Genomic DNA, 17,064 nt, shown 5'->3' with positions numbered 1-17,064 from the left:
CGTGGCTGCCGGGATTAAATTCGCCAGGGAATCTCATGAATTATGAAGTTGTGTGTAATGAGATGCACTTACCCTTACCCGATTGGGGCTAAGCGCACCCCAATGAAAAAGTGGTGAGCTTATGCCAGAACTCGCCAAAGGATCGTGGTGGAAGGTAGATGATTTCTCCGAGCGCCTGAAATGCCAAGAAGATAATAGCCGACCCGCTAGCAAATGAGATGCTGTAAAGCTGCAGCATCCGGGAGGACGGCGATGGCGCTGCTCGGCGTTGGGCAACAACGAAGACGATAAAAAGAAGAGTGATCGACAAGAGCGCCGTGCCAGATACGGCCTGGCGAATCCAAAGATAGGCGCCACACTCGTAGAAGCCCAGAAACGCACCAGCGCCCGACGCGCACAGAACGGTGACAGCGGCGATCCGTTTTGTGGGGGACATGGCTTTTTAGCCTCAACGCTCAGAATAACGTGACCGAAAACCGCGCAGAACGGCGTTGGAATCTGGCACTCCGCCAACCGTAACAACCGCGCCGATGGACGAGATCGTGTGTCGCGCCCGCTTCGCCAAGGATGCGGAGGTCGGCGGATTGCTGTTCTGCCCTGGAATCGCCGGTTTCGATGCCATGCGCTCACTGGCGGCCGCATGAGGGGCTGCGTCTACCTATCCTCAGTCATCCGGCCTTTCAGGGCAGCTTCTGTCTGCATCCGGACACTGGGCTGTCGCATGGCGTGCTGTTCGGCCAGCTCAATCGATTGGCGGGAGCCGATGCCACCATCTTTCCGACCTGGGGCGGGCGTTTCTCCTTCACCCGAGACGCGTGTCTGGACCTGATCGCTGGCACGGTCCGTCCGATGGGGACGGCGAGGTCGATCTTTCCTGTGCCGGCGGGCGGGATGCGGTTGGATCGCGTGTCCGAGATGTGCGCGTTCTACGGCCCGGACGTCATCCTGCTCATCGGGGGCGATCTACAGGCCCATGGCGGAGATCTGGTCGCGAGCTGCCGAAGGTTCGTCGAGTTGGCCCGTCATTCCTCCGAGTCCGGCGCGATGCGGTCGATGTAATAGAGCGCGGCGATCAGAATGATGCTGGAGATGGTCATGAGGTGCGGACCGAACAGCCAGAAGACCAAGGGGATGGCGAGATAATAGGTCCGCATGCCGATGCTGTAGAAGCCGCCCGCGCGATTGAGATGATTGGCGACCTGCTCCGGGTTGATGCCTGGCGGTCGCAGTTCCGGCGGGACCGAGATCTGGAAGCCGACGTGGTTGTAGAGCCGCACGGACATGCCGAAGCTGAAGAAGGCCACGATGAAGTCGATCAGCAGGGCCATGAGCTTGGTCGCGCGCAGTCCGGGATGATTGGATCCGAAGGCGTTCAGCGCGTGCCAATTCTCCGCGATCTTGTCGGCCTCCTCGCTGAGACTCAGCACGCCCATCGCCAGGATGATGGCGGTCGAGGCGAAGAAGGTCGCCGCCATCGTCGAATTGCGCAGCGTTTGAACCCCGAGAATCTGCAGGCCGGGCTCGCCCATGATGTGATGGACCCAGGCGGTGCGGGCCTGTCGATTGACGCTCTGGATGGTGCAGCGCGGATTGCGCCGAACGCACCAGGTGAGTGCGATGTGGTATCCGGCCACGATGGCCAGGCCGGTGCCGACCCACAGAATGTCGCCGCCGTATTCGTTCCACCATACGTTCATGTCGTCGATTTCCGATCGGGCCGTCCGGTGTGGACGGCGATGCCTGAATCACTCGATCTGGGTCTGAATGCGTTCCGGTTCCAGGTTTGGGTGATCTCCAGAAAACGGTCTCAGTGCTGACATCGGTCGCAGAAAAAGCTCGATCGCTGTCCGATTCGGACCTGGTGGATCGGTGCGCCACAGACCTTGCACGGCTCGCCCGTCCGACCGTAGACCCGAAGCGACTGGGCGAAATAGCCGGGACGTCCGTCCTCCCGGACGAAATCTCGCAGCGTCGTTCCGCCCTCTTCGATCGACGCCAGGAGCAGCGCGCGAATCGCCTCGACGAGGCGTCGATAGCGCTCCAGTCCGATCGCGTTGCAGGGACTGGCGGGAAGGATACCGGCCAGGAACAGCGATTCGTTGGCATAGATGTTCCCTACGCCGACGACCACGGTCGCGTCCATGATGAAGGATTTGACGGCGACCCGCCGCTTTCGACTCGATCGGTAGAGATGATCGCCATCGAATTCGGGGTCCAGTGGTTCCGGTCCCAGGTCGCGCAGCAGCCGATGCTCGACCTTCAGCGTGTCCGGCGTGTCTGGCGTCCAGAGAAAGATCCCGAACCTGCGCGGATCATGGAAGCGCAGACAGCGCCCATCGGTCAGGATCAGGTCCAGATGATCGTGGCGTTTCGGCGGGCTCTCGGCTGGAACGACTCGGAGGCTTCCTGACATCCCGAGATGGACGAGCAGGGTGCCGCGTTCGAGCTGGATCAGCAGATACTTGCTGCGCCGCGAGAGCCCGAGAATCGACTGACCGCCGACCCGGTCCGCCATCTCGGACGGAATCGGGAGACGCAGCCGGGTCTCGCGGACTAGCAGGCGTTCGATACGCCGCCCTTCCAGGTGCGGGCGAATGCCACGCAAGGTGGTTTCGACCTCGGGGAGCTCCGGCATCGGGTTGGTTACTGTTCGACCTGCGGGTCGGGCGCGAAGGGATCCTGCCCGATACCGTAATCCGCCGCCGAGCCGGGCGAGGAGAGGCCGCGCGCTCTCGGACGAGGCCGCACCACGGGCGGGGCCTCTCCGTGCGGTGTCAGCCGGACCTCCGGTGGGGCCCCGAGCTCGATGTCGCCCGGAACGATCGCGTCCGGGTCGGCGGTCGGGGCGTAGAGTCCCTCGGATTTGGGTATGGGCATCACCGGATCGTCGTCCTCCTGAAGCGGGGCGAAGACCTCCTCCGGATCGATCGGCATCTCGTCCTCTGGCCCGAAGTCATCCAGTGATGTCTCGGGCGACGCCGGGGTTGGATCGACCGCTGTCGGGTTCTCGGGCAGGTCCGGCGCCGAGCCGAGAATATAGAGCAGATGCTGATCTGGTCTTGCCCAGAGTCTGCGGTCCGGGGAGACCTGAAAGTTCAGTGCGTCGCCATCCGCAGCCTCCAATTCCACCGGCATGCCGTTGAAGCTGGCGGGCAGCGGCTCCACTCGCTCTGCGGTCAAGGAGTCCACGTCGCTAAGCGCCTTCGCCGCGAGCGGAACGCCGGCGATCCGTCCGAAGACGGGCGCGAAGCCGCGCGGCAGCAAGCGGCGAGACACATAGGCGGTCACCGGTGCGATCAGCGCGGGATAGAATTGATCGTTGATGAGACTCACGATCCCATCGGCCGAGACATATCGGTGTTGTCCGAGCGGATCGATCCCGCCGAAGGCCAGTTCCAGGGTGTCCAGTCTCAGACGCAGCCGTGTCGTGTCCAGGCCCAGCTCTCCGAGCGCGGCGGCGTCCTCCGGGAAGCTCCGATAGACGGGGGTCGACAGGAGTCCGAGCAGGCGCTCGACCTGGGCCGGTTCGGCATCGACCTGTAGCGGCGCTTCCATCCGCCAGCCATGCCCGCTGCGTCCGAGCCGGATCAATGGATCCCCGTCGCGCGCGATCTCGATCAGTTGAAGGTTGGATGCATCCAGGTCCGTGAGTCTGGAACCGGATTCGGTCCGAGTCAGTTCGTCATGGACGCGAATCCCCAACGCGATCACCGCCAGGGCCAGGATGAGATTCACCAGCCAGCGTCCCTTCACCGTCCCCTCCAGCGATACCAACGTATCGAGAATCCAGTGGCCACGAAGAGCCCTGGCAGCAGGATCAGCGCCCCGACTCCGATCAGCATGCGCTCGGCCGCAGTCAGCTCCAGCGCCTCGGCCGCCTGAGGCGGTGGCGGCAGTTCGAGCAAGGGTTCGTCACCGCTCAGCCACTGGAAGAGTCGCATCCCCAGCGCGCGATTGCCGTGACTGCCGATCTGGGCATTGCTCAGGAAGTCGCCGTCGCCGACGACCAGGACCCGCTGCTCCTGATCCGATCCGGGTAGATTGCGCGTCAGCCCCAGAACCACGGCGAGCGGACCGGCCTGCTCGCCGACCACCTCGTCGCGAACGATCTTGCCTTCCAGCTTGCCCGTTTCGTTCCAGCTTTGGCTGCCGGTGGAGAGAAAGGTCGAAAGCGTCCAGCCTGGGGCGGCCTTGGCCTCGAAGGCCAGGCATCCCGGCAGGAGTGCCGGCGTGCTGAGTCCCTCGGCGAGCGAATCCGAGGGGTAGTCCGCGACCACGGCCACGGCCGGCGTCTCCACGCCCATCATCGAGGAGTCCGCATCGACGATCACGCCGGGCAGGATGGACAGCCCCAGTTGAGACGCCAATGGCTGGAGTCCGTTCAGTGGGCCTGGATCCATCAGCCACAGGAGTTTTCCTCCGCGATCCAGGTAGCGCATCAGGCTCTCGATCTCGCCTGGAAAGAGAGCGATGGTCGGGGTCGAGAGCACCAGGAGACGGGTGTTGTGCGGGATCTCGGGGATGGTCGCCAGATCCAGCGGGCGGGCGAGAAAGCCCTGTTCGCGCAGTTCCTGACCCAGGCGCCCCAGGTCCGTGCCGCTACCGCCCTGGATGGAGCGTTCGCCATGTCCCTCGATCACCGCCACCCAGGGCGAGCGGGTCTCGGTGAGGCGCGCGATCGCGGCCGAGATGGAACGTTCGTTCAGTTCCTTCAGCGTCTCGCGCCGTCCCTGATATTCGAGAAGGACCTGACCGACCAGTGTGACCTCGGCATCGCGCGCCCGCTCGGGGAAGAGCTGCGGATCCAGATAGGAGACCCGCATGTCCGGCAGGGCCTGGCGGTAGCGCGACAGCAGACGCTCGATGGCCTTGCCGAGCGGCGTCTCCTCGGGCGAGAAGACGGTCACGCGCAGCGGGCCGTCCAGACGCTTCAGAATCGCCAAGCTCTGCGTGGTCAGGCTGTTGGCGGCCGACCGGGTCCAGTCCCAGTAATGGTCGTGGCGCGCGATCAGCCAGCCGGATCCGATCGTCAACGTCAGAAGCAGCAGGGCGAAGGTCAGATCGGCCAGTGCCCATTCCAGCCGTTGCAGCCGATGCCAGATCTGTTGGGTGAGTTGCTTCATTGCAGACGAAGATTGGCGAGCCGACGGTGCGTCAGGGCGAGGAAGAAGAGCGTGAAGAGCCCGAAATAGGCCAGGTCGCTCGCCCGTATGGCACCGAGCAGGAACCAGAAGAGATGCTCATTCCAGGACAGCCAGCCGAACAGCGACAGGGTCTGGTTGCCGATGGACTCGGCGCGTCCGATCACCGAGAGCAGCAGCAGCAGACCGAACCCGATCAGGACCGATGCCCCCGGCTGGGTGGTGAGACTGGATCCATAGAGCCCGATGGCGCAGAACATGGCGGCGGCCAGCCAGAGCCCCAGCGTCGCGGCGGCCAGATGGCCCGCATCCAGATCCGCGATGCCGCTCAGCATGACCAGATTCGCCGCCGGCAGCAGACAGAGCGGCGTGATCAGCAACAGCAGCCCCAGGAATTTGCCGATGACGGCCTCGCTCAGCCGAACCGGCGACGCGCCGATCAGGTCGAAGCTGCCCTCGCGGAATTCGGCGCTCAGCATCCGCATCGCGAGCAAGGGCGCGGCGAGCATGGCGACGATGGCCGCAAAGCCGAACAGATTGAGCGCGAGTTCCTGCGTCAGGCTGGCCACTCGCTCGTCGGCCGAGAGGCCGGTGAAATCCTCGATGACCTTCAGATAGATCCAGGCGAGCACGATCTGTCCCGCCGCCAAAAGCACCCATATGAGTGGCGTGACCAGTCCGCTACGTACCTCGCGACCGGCGATTGCTCCGATCATACCCGCTCCTCCACGCCGATCAGGTCGAAGAAGACCCGCTCCAGATCACTATGTTCGGGCACGAATTCAAGCAGCCCGAGGCCGGCCATGACGATGGAGCGCGACAGGTCGGCCGGACTGCCCAGCGCGTCGAGTGCGATCCGGTAGCGGTCGCCTCCGATCGCCTCGGCGCTCAGGACGTGCGGAAGGATCAGCAGCGCGCTCGCGTCCGAGGTCGGCGTGAGCCGGACGCGCCACTGGTTGCTTCCAGGCGGCGAGTACAGGTTGGCGTCGAACTGGATGCGGCCCTGGTGCATGATGATCGCCCGGTCGCAAACGGCCTGCACCTCGCCGAGCAGATGACTGGAGAGGATCACTCCGCATTCCTGGGCCAGATTGCGGATGAGGGTGCGCAACTCCCGCATCTGAAAGGGATCGAGTCCCTCGGTCGGTTCGTCCAGGATCAGCAGCTTCGGGCGATGGAGGATGGCCTGGGCGATCCCCAGTCGCTGCCGAAATCCCTTGGACAGTTTGGCGATCAGGCGGTGACCGCAATCGTCCAGTCCACAACGACGCTTCGCCTCCGCGACCGCCTCCGGGATGCGCCGTCGCGGCAGGCGATGGAGCCGGGCGCAGAAGTTCAGATATTCGTCGACGCGTAGTTCGGGATGGAGCGGAGGGCGCTCGGGCAGATAGCCCAGAAGGCGTTTCGCCTTCAGTGGATGCCGGGAGAGGTCGATGCCCTTGATCTCGATTCGGCCGTGGGTGGGCGCGAGCATCCCGGACAGCATCCGCAGGCAGGTGGTCTTGCCGGCACCGTTCGGTCCGAGCAAGCCCAGCACCTCTCCGGTGTCCAGGCAGAAGTTCACGTCGGAAAGCGCCTGCTGGCTTCCGAATCGTCTGGAGAGATCGGTGACGCGAACGAGGGTGTCCATGGGCACGGGAAGATAACCGGTCCGAGCCCGCTTGCCAAACCCGATGGAAGGGAGCGCCGATTGTTGCTGGATGAACTGGAGTGAATGGCCGTCCTTGGCCGAGTCGATGTGCGTGGGACGATCGGATTTCGATCGATGATTAGGACGTCTTCGACCTGGGTGTCGCGCAAGGCGACACCCGCTCGCTGGTCGAGGGCGTCAACCGACCCACTCGTAGATTTCGATCGAGGCGGGATCGCAACTGCAACAGCCGCTGCAGGGCGTGTTGGAGGGAAGCTTACGGATGCGCCCTTTTCGCTCCAGTGTCTGGAGCATCCCGCGCAGGGCCTCCGGATCCGAGTCGAACCGATGCGACAGATCGCGCAGGGCGGCCCGCCCGTTGTCTTGCAGGTAGCGAGAGAGTTCGGACACGATCATGCATACACCTCAGACAGTCTCATGCGCCAGGCCACGGCTCTGGAGGTCGCGCCGCGACCACCAGCGCATCGTCACCACGCTACCGATGAAGACCGCCAGCATGACCCCGATCCAGGTTGCGGAACTCGCTGGATCGCGCGAGAAGATTGCGGCCTGGTAGAAGATGGTCGCGCTGACGTAGCCCAGTCCGGTGGTCCAGGCCGCTGCGAACAGTGTCCAACCCGGCGAGGTCTCGCGATAGATGGCCGCGATGGCCGCTACACAGGGCGCGTACAGCAGAATGAAGAGCAGATAGGCGAAGGCTCCGGCCGCGCCGTCGAATCGGGCCGCCATGGCACCGAAAGTCGTGGTGGTTACCGCCTGCTCCTCGGCCGCGAGCTCGGGGTTATCGACATCGCCGATGTTGAGTCCGAGCGGATCCGACCAGCCGCCCAGGGCATCGCTCAGGTTCGCCGGAATGGTCGAGACGGCTTCCGACAGGCCGGCGGCCATGTCGTAGCCGCCCTCCTCTGCATCTTCGGCCCCCGCGTCCGTGCCTGCATCCTGGGTGCCCAGGGCCGAGTAGGTCGCGTCGAGCGTGCCCACCACGGCCTCCTTGGCCAGGATGCCGGTGAAGATACCGACCGTCGCTGGCCAGTTCTCCTCGTTCAGGCCCATGGGCGCGAAGGCGGGTGCGATCGTGCGTCCGATCTCCGCGAGCATGGAGTGATCGGTGTCCTCGTTACCGAAGGTTCCGTCGGTGCCCATGCTGTTGAGCACGTTGATGACCAGGACCATCGGCACGATGACCCGGCCCGCGCGCACGACGAAGCCCTTGGTGCGATCCCAGGTGCGCAGAACGACACCCTTGATGGTCGGCAGATGGTAGGGCGGAAGCTCCATCACGAAGGGTGCGGCCTGCCCTTCGAGCAGGGTGCGCTTGAGGATGAATCCGGTCAGCACGGCCGCCGCGATGCCGATCAGATAGAGTCCGAAGACGATGTTCTGACCGCCGGTCGCGAAGAAGGCGGCGGCGAAGAGCGCGTAGACGGGCAGCCGCGCGCCGCAAGACATGAAGGGCGCCATCAAGACCGTCAGGATGCGATCACGCTGATTCTCCAACGTGCGCGCGGCCATGATGGCCGGCACGTTGCACCCGAATCCGACCAGGAGCGGCACGAAGGACTTACCCGGCAGACCGATGGTGCGCATGAAGCGATCGACGACGAAGGCCGCCCGCGCCATGTAGCCGGAATCCTCCAGGACCGACATGAAGAGATAGAGGAAGGCGATGATGGGGATGAAGGTTGCGACCACCTGAATGCCGCCGCCAATCCCATTGGCGACGCCGATGACGAACCACTCCGGCGCTCGGGCTGCGGTCAGGAAGGCGGACGTGCCCTCCACGAAAATGGTTCCGGCCGCGATGTCGAAGAAGTCGATGAAGGCACCACCGATATTGATGGTGAACATGAACATCAGATACATGACGAACAGGAAGATGGGGATGCCAACCATGCGGTTGAGCATCACCCGGTCCAGCCGATCCGACAGCGTTCTGGACGCCTGCCCCGGCTGAGTCACGCAGGACTGAGTCACTTCATGGGCGTAGCCGTAGCGCCCGTCGGCGAAGAGGATGTCCGCATCCTCCGCGTCGTCGCCGAGCAGTGTGCGGATCTCCTCGCGTTCGACCTTGTCCCCCACCAGCCGGATTGCGAGATCGTCGCCCTCGATCAGACGCGAGACGAGCCAGCGCGTCGGATCGCCCTGCGCCTCGGCGATCGGCTTGACCCTGGATTCGAGCGCGGCGATCGCATCCTCCAGCTTCTGGCCGTAGGTCACGGGCGTGGGGAGCGTCCAATGGCCCTTCGTCACCGCCTGAGCCGCGTCCAATAGGGTCTGGCGCAATTCCTTGACCCCCTTGCCGTCCGCCGCGACGACCGGGACGACAGGGCAGCCGAGTTGGGTCGAGAGCCGTTCGAGATCCAGCGTCTGACCGCGCTCCTCGGCGACGTCCATCATGTTGAGCGCGACGACGATGGGGCGACCCATCTCGATCAACTGGGTCGTGAGATAGAGGTTACGCTCCAGATTCGCCGCATCCAGGATGTTCAGGATCAGGTCCGCCTCGCGGGCATGGACGAAGTCCCGAGCGATCCGCTCATCCAGTGATACCGCGTGGTCGGACACGTCCAGCGAGTAGGTTCCGGGCAGATCGACCAACTCGAAGTCTGCGTCGCCGAACCGATATCGGCCGATTTTGCGTTCCACCGTCACGCCCGGCCAGTTGCCAACGCGCTGCTTGGAGCCGGTTAGGGCATTGAATAGGGTCGTCTTACCGCAGTTCGGGTTGCCGACGACGCCGATCGTATAGCTGTTCTTCATCGTCAGATTCGCTCCATGTCCAAGACGCCCGCCTCAGTGCGCCGCAGGCTGACCGATGTTCCTCGCACCCGGATCTCGAGCGGATCGCCCAGCGGTGCGACTCGCACCACCTCCAGCGTCACGCCCGGAGTGATGCCCATGGAGAGAAGCTTGCGCCGATAGGCGCCCCCGCCGGCCTGAAAGCCGAGAACGCGACCACTGTCGCCAACCGTGAATTCTTTGAGTGTCATCGTTATCCACCGCTCGCTGTCACAAGGATTTTCGTCGCCATTCCACCCCCGAGTGCGATCCGGATCTCGCCCCGAGCGACCACCAGTCCGCCGCCTTGGCGCTGGATGATCCGCAGTTCGGTTCCCTGATTCAGACCCAGTTCGGTCAGGCGCATGATCAAGCCCTTTCCGCCCAACAGTGACTGAATCCGCACGCGATCCCCGTCGTTCGCCATCATCAGCGGGAACGGCTTGCCGGCGTCGATTCGGTCTGGGCTGCTCGGAGTGGTTAGGGGATCCCTCGAAACGGATGTGTCGAGGTCATTGGGGCAGAGAGCGATGGATTGAGTCATGGACAGGGCACATCGGGGATCTGATCGTAAACAAGAAGGATTCTTATTCTATGGCGCGCTATACGCAAATGCAAATACCACTCAATAAGTTCGTGTGGATTGGTGGTACGCTCGCATGGAGCTACAGGGAGCGACGGCACGTCAGAGGTAGTTGGAAACAGGAGCCCGCAGGTGCGGGCCGGTCGAACGGGAGATCCGGGGGGTGTGTCGTCGGCTCGGCCTGTCAATCCGTGCTCGGATTGCAGATCGCCTCGTAGAGGGCCGAGTAGTCCAGGGCCTCGCATCCCAGCTCCTCGGCTTGAATGCAGGCGGATTCGATGGCGGAGGTCAGGCGGGTGTCGAGCCCGTTCTCTTGCGCGACCCGGCGGAAGAGACTGACGTCCTTGTGCAGATGCTTGAGCGTGAAGTTGGCGGAGCGGTAGTCGTGGCTCAGGTATTTGTCGAGCTTCTTGTCGAAGGTCTTGGCGTAGAGCGTGCTCGTGCGCAGCAGCCCCATGAACTGCTCGACATCGATATTTTCCTGGCGCACGAGTGCGAGACTGAGTGAGAAGGTTGCGGTCAGGCCGGCAATCAATTGGTTCATCGCCAGCTTCATGGCGGCGCCCTGCCCCAGGTCGCCGATCCGTTGCGGGTCGCGACTCAGGTCCTTGAAGACAGGCATACACTGCTCGAAGAGGTCTGGATCGCCGCCGGCCATGAGGATCAGGTTGCCCTCGCGCGCCTCCGGTAGGCTACCGAGCACCGGGGCCTCCAGGTATTCGGCGCCCAGGGTGGCAAGGTGCGCGCCGATGTCGCGGCTCTCGCGCGGTGAGATGGTGCCCATCTGGACGATCAGACGCCCGTGGAGCTGATCGGCCTCCGTGCCGACGAAGAGCGTGTCGCGGATGGCCTCGGCGTCGCTCAGCAAGAGGAAGGTCACATCGCTTCCGGTGATTGCCAGCTCCGGCCGATCGACGAGCATCAGCCCACGGCGACGGGCCGCCTCGGCGCCTTTTTGTCCACGGTTCCAGCAGAGGACCTCCCGCCCTTGGCGTTTCAGCCGCAGCGCGATCTCGGATCCCAATAGCCCCATTCCCAATACGGCGGTTCTCATCGCATGGACTCCAGTGTGTTTGCGGCCTCCAGTGACCGATGCCGAGCCGAGGTCGTCGTCTGGTCGGTGGAATTCTGTCGGAGACGCTCTGGGGCCCTTGCGTTGAATGCTAACGCGTCTGGCGTAACCCTTTAATGACGTTCGTCGTCTCCGGGCGGACACCACGCCAGAGAAAGAAGGATTCGGCGGCCTGCTCGACCAGCATGCCGAGACCATCCAGGGCGCGTTTGGCCCCGTGCTCCGCGCCCCAGCGGCAGAAGGCCGTTGGCGCGTCTCCATAGAGCATGTCGTAGGTCCAGCCTCCGGTTGCAAGACAGTCGTCCGGGATGGGAGGAACCGCGTCGCTCAGACCGGCGGATGTCGCATTGATGATGAGGTCAAAACGCTCGCCCGCAAGCTGGTCGAGGCCGCGCCCCTCAACTGGACCGAGTGTGGCGCCGAGTTCGGCCAGCTGCTGGGCCTTGGCGGCCGTGCGGTTGGCGATCAGCAGTCGGCCGAGACCGCTTTCGAGCAGGGGCAGCAGCACGCCGCGCGATGCGCCGCCAGCGCCGAGCAGCAGCACGGATGTGTCTCGGAAGTCGAAGCCATGATTGGCGGTGAGGTCACGGATGAGTCCGACGCCATCGGTGTTGTCGCCGCGAATGCCCGAGTCGCCGATTCGGATCAGGGTGTTGACGGCGCCGGCGAGTTCCGCGCGCGGGCTGCGCGCGTCGGCCAGTTCCCACGCCTGTTCCTTGAAGGGGACCGTGACGTTGAGGCCGCGTCCGCCCTCGCCGAAGAAGCGTCGCGCGTCGCCAGCGAAGTCGTCGAGGGCGCCGAGCAGCCGGCCGTAGTGAATGTCCTGCCCGGTCTGCTCCGCGAAGGCGGCATGAATGGCGGGCGATTTGCTGTGAGCGATGGGGTTGCCGATGACGGCGTAACGATCGGGCATCGAGATGCCTCGTGTGTGAATCTGCGGGGAACGAGAGGCCCGGATCCGAGCCTCTCGATTGGAAGGACGGCGATTAACGCCTGTCCTTGGGCGGCGTCATTCGGCCAGCCAGCGGGCGATGTCCTTGGAGAAATAGGTCAAGATGCCATCGGCTCCGGCGCGCTTCATGGAGACCATCGCCTCCAGCACCACGGCCTTTTCGTCGAGCCAGCCGTTCATGCTCGCGGCCTTGAGCATGGCGTACTCGCCGCTGACCTGATAGACGAAGGTCGGCGCGCCGAACTGGTCCTTGACGCGGCGCACGATGTCCAGATAGGGCATGCCGGGCTTGACCATCACCATGTCGGCACCCTCGGCGAGGTCCAGCGCGACCTCGTGGATCGCCTCGTTGGAGTTGGCTGGATCCATCTGATAGGTGTACTTGTTGCCCTTGCCCAGGTTGCCGGCGGTGCCGAGCGCGTCGCGGAAGGGGCCGTAGTAGCTGGAGGCATACTTGGCCGAGTAGGCCATGATGCGGGTGTGGATGTGACCGCCGGCCTCGAGCGCCGCACGCACCGCGCCGATGCGCCCGTCCATCATGTCGGACGGTGCGACGATGTCGACGCCGGCCTCGGCGTGGGAGACCGCCTGACGCACCAGGACCTCGACCGTGGGCTCGTTCATCACGTAGCCCTCGTCGTCGATCAGACCGTCCTGGCCGTGGGTGGTGAAGGGGTCGAGGGCGACGTCGGTCATGATGCCCAGCTCGGGCACCGCGTCCTTGAGCGCACGCACGGCACGCTGTGCGATTCCGTCCGGATTGTAGGCCTCGCGGGCGTCGAGCGACTTGGCCTCCAGCGGCGTGACCGGGAACAGCGCCATCACCGGAATCCCCAGTCGATGCACCTCACGCGCCTCTTCCACCAGCAGGTCGATGCTCAGACGCTCGACGCCGGGCATGGAGGCGACCGGCTCGCGCTGGCCGGAGCCGTCGAGGACGAACACCGGGTAGATGAGGTCGTCGGGTGTGAGCGTGTTCTCGCGCATCATGCGCCGCGAAAAATCGTCTCGGCGCATCCGGCGCATGCGGGTGACGGGAAAGGAGGAGCGGGGAGTATCAAGGTCAGCCATGGATCTTTACGGCCTCTGGGGCGGGTCCGACGCGTCGGGACCATCCCGGCGCTATAGCCCGCCCATCATAGCTCTGGCGCTTCCAGGGCTCCAGTATGCCAGGGTTTTTGGACTACACTCGGGACCCCGGCCCTCACAGGATAGCTGTCATGCCGACGTCGTCGCATCCCAACCCCTTCGTTTTCGAGACCCATTACGAGCAGTTTCAGGAGCAGGTGATGGATGCCTCGCTGCAGACGCCGATCCTGGTCGATTTCTGGGCCGATTGGTGCGGTCCCTGCCATGCGCTGTCGCCGCATCTCGAGCGTGTGATCGAGGCGCACGAAGGCAGAATTCGGCTGGCGAAGCTGGAGGTCGACGAGGGTGAGAACATGCGTCTGGCCGGACACTACCGGGTGCGCGGCTTCCCGACCGTCATCCTCTTTCATCTGGGTGAGGAACAGGGGCGCTTCAGCGGCGCGCGCTCGCGCCATCAGATCAACGCCTGGTTGGGGGAGCATTTGAGCTGAGTGCCTGCTCGACCCGCCCGAATCCGCTTTGGCGGGCAATATCCATGGCTGTCGAGCCCGTTGGATAGACGGTTCCGTTGCACTGTTCCAGCGAGGTTTCGAGCCGTGCGCTCGGGTTGGCGCCCGCCTCGATCAGGAGCTGGATCATCTCTGAATTCCGGCCTCGCGCGGCGCTGTGCAGCGGCGTTTCGCCCGAATGGCTATTGGATGCGCCCGCATCGGCACCCCGTTCGACCAGGAGTCTGGCCATGGGCAGATCGCCGCGCCGCGCCGCGCTATGCAGGGGCGTGGATCCGAGCGCGTCTCGGCGGTTCGGATCGGCGCCGATATCGAGTGCCGCGCGCGCTGCGTTGAGATCGGATGCCCGGACGGCCTTGGTCAGCGCTCGATCGGCGGTTGGTATCGATTCTTTGCCGGACAGGAAGACGCTGAGGATTACAACTCCGAAGGCCAAAACGAATGCTGCATGGAGGATCGACCTTAGCTTCAGCGCCGGCCGGACGCGTCTAGTCGCGGTCGGTGAGAGTGGACACATGCATCACTGTCCTCAATGATGGCGTGATCGGATATTCGATCATCGAGATACCGAGTCTGTCCTGCAGTTGCTTCTCGATATTCGTGGGCACGAGTCTGTCGCGCTCCATGATGATGAGGATGAGCACCAGCAAGGTGAGTATCCAGACCAGCGTGTAGGTCACCATGGCGCGTTTCGCCTTCTTCTTCTCCAGCCATTTGCGCGGGCTGATGCCCTTGACGACGAAGACGAGCTTGCTGGATAGATTCACGCAGACGATGTTGACCGCTAAGAGGAGTCCGGCGCCGGCGGCCAAATCGAAACGGCCGTCGCCGAGCATGAGTCCCAGCGTCGCGGCAGGGGGGAGCAGTGCCACGGCGACCATGACCCCGACCAGCACGCTCGACAATCCCGTGGTCAGCGAGAGTGCCGCCGCTGCGCCCGAAGCGAGCGCCAGCGCGACCGAGTCCAGTCCGGCGGTCGTCCTGGCCAGTACCTCCTGACTCGTCAGCGCGTTCGGCCAGACATAGGCGAGGATCGCCGACAGTGCGACTGCGGTGAGGATTCCAACCAAAAGCGTCCACACCGCCTTCTTCATGAGCCCGATGTCGCCCAGGGCCGTTCCCAGACTGAGCGCGAGATTCGGACCCAGCAGGGGGGCGATCACCATGGCGCCGATGACCACCGCTACGTTGTTCTCGATCAGACCGATGGCTGCGACGACGGTCGAGAGGGCGACCAGAATCAGGTAATTCGGCCCGAGGCGCGAGCTCTTCTCCATGCCCTCATACAGCGCCTCGCGCGCCGCAGTGGCGGAATCTTCTTGCTTACGGTGCTCCTCGTTGGGCGGAGGCACGACCGTCTCGACCGCGAGGACCAGGATGCGGGCGGAAGGCTGGGCGCCCAGGACGGTCTGCAGCAGATCCAGGACGCGTTGGACCTTGTCGTCGCTGACCAGCATGCGCATGGTTTGCATGCCGTCCGTACCGACCAGTCCGAGTCTGAAGTCCAGCGCCTTGACCTTGGCCGCCGCCTCCGCGATCGTGTCCGCGCTGCCGGCGCTTGCGATCACCTCGACATATTTCATGCCTCGATCCTCTACCCAGAGTTATTGTGATTTCTGGTGTACGGGCGCCCGAGAAGGGATAGCGTATCCTGTCGACTGGTCACGACCAAGATCACAGACGACAGAGGTGGATACACCATGATCAAGTCTACGCTTGAAGTTCTTTCACAACCAGAGATCGGGGAGCACGACCTGCTGCATGACTTGCTCAGAAAGGGGGCGCGGAACTCATCGCTCAGGCCGTCGAAGCGGAGTTGGTGAGCTTTCTGGCCGGGTATGCCGATCAGCGCCTTGAGGACGGGCGCCGAGCGGTGGTGCGCAACGGCTACCTGCCCGAACGGACGGTGCAGACGGGCCTGGGAGACGTCACGGTGAAGGTGCCGAAGGTCCGTGACCGCCGTGGTGGTGGGGCGGTCTTCCACTCGAGCCTGCTGCCGCCGTATCTGAAACGCTCGCGCAGCGTCGAGGAATTGATCCCCTGGCTCTATCTCAAGGGGATCTCGACCGGTGACTATCAGGAGGCGCTCGGGGCGTTGCTCGGCGATCGGGCCAAGGGGCTGTCGGCCAACACGGTCGTGCGTCTCAAGCAGCAGTGGAGCGAGGAGCATCGGCGCTGGAGTCAGCGCGACCTCAGTGATCGGCGCTACGTCTATTGGTGGGCCGACGGCGTCTACAGCAACGTCCGCCAGGATGATCGCGTGTGTCTGCTGGTGATCGTCGGCGTCACCGAGCATGGCCACAAGGAACTGGTCGCCGTTGAGGATGGCTATCGGGAGTCCGAGGCCAGTTGGGGCGAAGTGCTCACCAGCCTGCGCGAGCGTGGGCTGACGGCCGGCCCCAAACTCGCTGTAGGCGACGGTGCGCTGGGATTCTGGAAGGCGCTCACCAAGGCCTATCCGGACACCGTCCACCAGCGCTGCTGGGTACACAAGACAGCCAATGTGCTCGCCAAGCTGCCCAAGTCCATGCAGCCGAAGGTCAAGGCCGACCTGCAGGAGATCTGGATGGCCGAGACCCGCACATCGGCCAACCAGGCATTCGACCGCGCCCTCAAGCGCTTCGAGGCCAAATATCCGAAGGCCATGGCTTGCCTGGCCAAGGATCGCGAGACCTTGCTCGCCTTCTACGACTATCCGGCCGAGCATTGGGTGCATATTCGCACCACCAACCCGATCGAATCGACCTTCGCCACCGTGCGCCTGCGCACCAACCGCACCCGCAACTGCGGGGCACGCGAGACCACGCTGGCGATGGTCTTCAAGTTGCTCCAGTTGGCGCAGAAGAACTGGAGACGCATCAAGGGATTTGGAAAACTGGAACTGGTCGTCAATAACGTCCCGTTCCGCGATGGAGAGCCAGTGAACGATCAGTTAGATCGGATCGCCGCCTGATGAGGGGCTATATACCAGATTTGACATTAACTCTCGTTCTTGTCCGCGAGGTGCTAAAGCACTTGAGCCATGAACCGGCTCTCAACAACGCTTTCGCCGGAGCAGGCGCATTTCATTGCGGTCATGCAGATGCACGAGCGGCCGACGAACGAGGTCGAGCGGTTCTGGCGGAGATTCGCCTACGATCATCCCGGCCTGGCCGATTCAGGCAAGGCCGTTAGCGGGTGTGCGGCGATCCCACATGGCACACGTGTGTCGTTCGGGTAGCCAGGGCGATCGCATCAAAATATTACCGATTACTGTTGGACTGAATAGCCGGATTACCCCAGACTCGCG

The 17,064-nt window shown here is 63.8% G+C and carries 18 protein-coding genes and 1 pseudogene; 3 read left to right on the top strand and 16 right to left on the bottom strand.

The genetic code is table 11. From position 1 onward, the window contains the following. Positions 1–88 precede the first annotated feature (88 nt). The gene (locus ACFSJC_RS10585; protein ID WP_386026436.1) at positions 89–436 is read right to left on the bottom strand and encodes a hypothetical protein; all 348 of its coding nucleotides are present in this window, start codon (positions 434–436) and stop codon (positions 89–91) included. Between the two features lie 179 nt (positions 437–615). Between ACFSJC_RS10585 and ACFSJC_RS10580 the strand changes: the two genes are divergently transcribed. Continuing rightward, the gene (locus ACFSJC_RS10580; protein WP_386026434.1) at positions 616–1,059 is read left to right on the top strand and encodes a hypothetical protein; all 444 of its coding nucleotides are present in this window, start codon (positions 616–618) and stop codon (positions 1,057–1,059) included. Here the strand turns inward: ACFSJC_RS10580 and ACFSJC_RS10575 are convergent. The 13 genes from ACFSJC_RS10575 to hemB all read right to left on the bottom strand — a co-directional run bounded on the left by ACFSJC_RS10575 (position 1,023) and on the right by hemB (position 13,248). Beyond that, the gene (locus ACFSJC_RS10575; protein ID WP_386026432.1) at positions 1,023–1,697 is read right to left on the bottom strand and encodes a DUF599 domain-containing protein; all 675 of its coding nucleotides are present in this window, start codon (positions 1,695–1,697) and stop codon (positions 1,023–1,025) included. The two genes, ACFSJC_RS10580 and ACFSJC_RS10575, sit on opposite strands and share 37 nt — an antisense overlap. A 110-nt stretch (positions 1,698–1,807) precedes the next feature. Further along, the gene (mutM, locus tag ACFSJC_RS10570; protein ID WP_386026430.1) at positions 1,808–2,635 is read right to left on the bottom strand and encodes a bifunctional DNA-formamidopyrimidine glycosylase/DNA-(apurinic or apyrimidinic site) lyase; all 828 of its coding nucleotides are present in this window, start codon (positions 2,633–2,635) and stop codon (positions 1,808–1,810) included. Between the two features lie 8 nt (positions 2,636–2,643). Next, positions 2,644–3,753: a hypothetical protein gene (locus ACFSJC_RS10565; protein WP_386026429.1), complete on the bottom strand. Its 1,110-nt coding sequence runs from the start codon at positions 3,751–3,753 to the stop codon at positions 2,644–2,646. Next, a complete protein-coding gene (locus ACFSJC_RS10560; protein ID WP_386026428.1) occupies positions 3,750–5,123 on the bottom strand; it encodes a GldG family protein in 1,374 nt (457 codons plus the stop codon). The genes ACFSJC_RS10565 and ACFSJC_RS10560 overlap by 4 nt, the downstream gene beginning before the upstream one ends. Then, on the bottom strand, positions 5,120–5,857 hold the full coding sequence (locus tag ACFSJC_RS10555) for an ABC transporter permease (RefSeq protein WP_386026427.1): 738 nt from the start codon (positions 5,855–5,857) through the stop codon (positions 5,120–5,122). The genes ACFSJC_RS10560 and ACFSJC_RS10555 overlap by 4 nt, the downstream gene beginning before the upstream one ends. Further along, the gene (locus ACFSJC_RS10550) at positions 5,854–6,771 is read right to left on the bottom strand and encodes an ABC transporter ATP-binding protein (RefSeq protein ID WP_386026426.1); all 918 of its coding nucleotides are present in this window, start codon (positions 6,769–6,771) and stop codon (positions 5,854–5,856) included. The genes ACFSJC_RS10555 and ACFSJC_RS10550 overlap by 4 nt, the downstream gene beginning before the upstream one ends. Before the next feature lie 198 nt (positions 6,772–6,969). Then, positions 6,970–7,188 carry a FeoC-like transcriptional regulator gene (locus ACFSJC_RS10545; protein ID WP_386026425.1) on the bottom strand — a complete coding sequence of 73 codons (219 nt, stop codon included), beginning with the start codon at positions 7,186–7,188 and terminating at the stop codon, positions 6,970–6,972. 9 nt (positions 7,189–7,197) lie between these two features. Next, complete coding sequence (feoB, locus tag ACFSJC_RS10540) at positions 7,198–9,552, bottom strand: Fe(2+) transporter permease subunit FeoB (protein ID WP_386026424.1); 2,355 nt, start codon at positions 9,550–9,552, stop codon at positions 7,198–7,200. Between the two features lie 2 nt (positions 9,553–9,554). Then, a complete protein-coding gene (locus ACFSJC_RS10535; protein ID WP_386026423.1) occupies positions 9,555–9,782 on the bottom strand; it encodes a FeoA family protein in 228 nt (75 codons plus the stop codon). Between the two features lie 2 nt (positions 9,783–9,784). Then, positions 9,785–10,114, bottom strand: a complete 330-nt coding sequence (locus ACFSJC_RS10530; protein ID WP_386026422.1) for a FeoA family protein — start codon at positions 10,112–10,114, stop codon at positions 9,785–9,787. 223 nt (positions 10,115–10,337) lie between these two features. After that, a complete protein-coding gene (locus ACFSJC_RS10525; RefSeq protein WP_386026421.1) occupies positions 10,338–11,207 on the bottom strand; it encodes an NAD(P)-dependent oxidoreductase in 870 nt (289 codons plus the stop codon). Positions 11,208–11,316: 109 nt separating this feature from the next. Beyond that, complete coding sequence (gene aroE / locus ACFSJC_RS10520) at positions 11,317–12,138, bottom strand: shikimate dehydrogenase (protein WP_386026420.1); 822 nt, start codon at positions 12,136–12,138, stop codon at positions 11,317–11,319. Positions 12,139–12,234: 96 nt separating this feature from the next. Beyond that, positions 12,235–13,248 (bottom strand): porphobilinogen synthase, encoded by a 1,014-nt coding sequence (gene hemB, locus ACFSJC_RS10515; RefSeq protein ID WP_386026418.1) that lies wholly within the window; start codon positions 13,246–13,248, stop codon positions 12,235–12,237. 149 nt (positions 13,249–13,397) lie between these two features. On the opposite strand from hemB, the gene ACFSJC_RS10510 reads away from it, so the two are divergent. After that, on the top strand, positions 13,398–13,757 hold the full coding sequence (locus ACFSJC_RS10510) for a thioredoxin family protein (RefSeq protein WP_386026416.1): 360 nt from the start codon (positions 13,398–13,400) through the stop codon (positions 13,755–13,757). On the opposite strand, the gene ACFSJC_RS10505 is transcribed toward ACFSJC_RS10510, so the two are convergent. Together ACFSJC_RS10505 and ACFSJC_RS10500 are read right to left on the bottom strand one after the other, a co-directional pair. Beyond that, entirely contained in the window at positions 13,726–14,211 is a 486-nt protein-coding gene (locus ACFSJC_RS10505; RefSeq protein ID WP_386026415.1) for an ankyrin repeat domain-containing protein, read from the bottom strand. The genes ACFSJC_RS10510 and ACFSJC_RS10505 overlap by 32 nt on opposite strands. Positions 14,212–14,263: 52 nt before the next feature. Beyond that, positions 14,264–15,358: a TIGR00341 family protein gene (locus ACFSJC_RS10500; RefSeq protein WP_386026413.1), complete on the bottom strand. Its 1,095-nt coding sequence runs from the start codon at positions 15,356–15,358 to the stop codon at positions 14,264–14,266. Positions 15,359–15,475: 117 nt separating this feature from the next. Between ACFSJC_RS10500 and ACFSJC_RS10495 the strand changes: the two are divergent. Beyond that, a pseudogene (locus tag ACFSJC_RS10495) lies at positions 15,476–16,728 on the top strand (IS256 family transposase). Positions 16,729–17,064: the final 336 nt, after the last annotated feature.

It is taken from the genome of Thiorhodococcus fuscus, assembly GCF_042682685.1.
GTDB classification, from domain to species: Bacteria; Pseudomonadota; Gammaproteobacteria; order Chromatiales; family Chromatiaceae; genus Imhoffiella; species Imhoffiella fuscus.
The sequence above is the reverse complement of the archived record's forward strand: the minus strand, read 5'-3'. Positions and strand labels throughout refer to the sequence as shown.

What these genes read in the sequence shown, in the direction of transcription:
- ACFSJC_RS10535 (WP_386026423.1), bottom strand. Translation starts at nt 9,782, where the DNA reads ATGACACTCAAAGAATTCACGGTTGGCGACAGTGGTCGCGTTCTCGGC.
- ACFSJC_RS10555 (WP_386026427.1), bottom strand. Translation starts at nt 5,857, where the DNA reads ATGATCGGAGCAATCGCCGGTCGCGAGGTACGTAGCGGACTGGTCACG.
- ACFSJC_RS10500 (WP_386026413.1), bottom strand. Translation starts at nt 15,358, where the DNA reads ATGAAATATGTCGAGGTGATCGCAAGCGCCGGCAGCGCGGACACGATC.
- hemB (WP_386026418.1), bottom strand. Translation starts at nt 13,248, where the DNA reads ATGGCTGACCTTGATACTCCCCGCTCCTCCTTTCCCGTCACCCGCATG.
- feoB (WP_386026424.1), bottom strand. Translation starts at nt 9,552, where the DNA reads ATGAAGAACAGCTATACGATCGGCGTCGTCGGCAACCCGAACTGCGGT.
- ACFSJC_RS10530 (WP_386026422.1), bottom strand. Translation starts at nt 10,114, where the DNA reads ATGACTCAATCCATCGCTCTCTGCCCCAATGACCTCGACACATCCGTT.
- ACFSJC_RS10585 (WP_386026436.1), bottom strand. Translation starts at nt 436, where the DNA reads ATGTCCCCCACAAAACGGATCGCCGCTGTCACCGTTCTGTGCGCGTCG.
- ACFSJC_RS10525 (WP_386026421.1), bottom strand. Translation starts at nt 11,207, where the DNA reads ATGAGAACCGCCGTATTGGGAATGGGGCTATTGGGATCCGAGATCGCG.
- ACFSJC_RS10580 (WP_386026434.1), top strand. Translation starts at nt 616, where the DNA reads ATGCCATGCGCTCACTGGCGGCCGCATGAGGGGCTGCGTCTACCTATC.
- mutM (WP_386026430.1), bottom strand. Translation starts at nt 2,635, where the DNA reads ATGCCGGAGCTCCCCGAGGTCGAAACCACCTTGCGTGGCATTCGCCCG.
- ACFSJC_RS10575 (WP_386026432.1), bottom strand. Translation starts at nt 1,697, where the DNA reads ATGAACGTATGGTGGAACGAATACGGCGGCGACATTCTGTGGGTCGGC.
- ACFSJC_RS10550 (WP_386026426.1), bottom strand. Translation starts at nt 6,771, where the DNA reads ATGGACACCCTCGTTCGCGTCACCGATCTCTCCAGACGATTCGGAAGC.
- ACFSJC_RS10560 (WP_386026428.1), bottom strand. Translation starts at nt 5,123, where the DNA reads ATGAAGCAACTCACCCAACAGATCTGGCATCGGCTGCAACGGCTGGAA.
- ACFSJC_RS10510 (WP_386026416.1), top strand. Translation starts at nt 13,398, where the DNA reads ATGCCGACGTCGTCGCATCCCAACCCCTTCGTTTTCGAGACCCATTAC.
- ACFSJC_RS10545 (WP_386026425.1), bottom strand. Translation starts at nt 7,188, where the DNA reads ATGATCGTGTCCGAACTCTCTCGCTACCTGCAAGACAACGGGCGGGCC.
- aroE (WP_386026420.1), bottom strand. Translation starts at nt 12,138, where the DNA reads ATGCCCGATCGTTACGCCGTCATCGGCAACCCCATCGCTCACAGCAAA.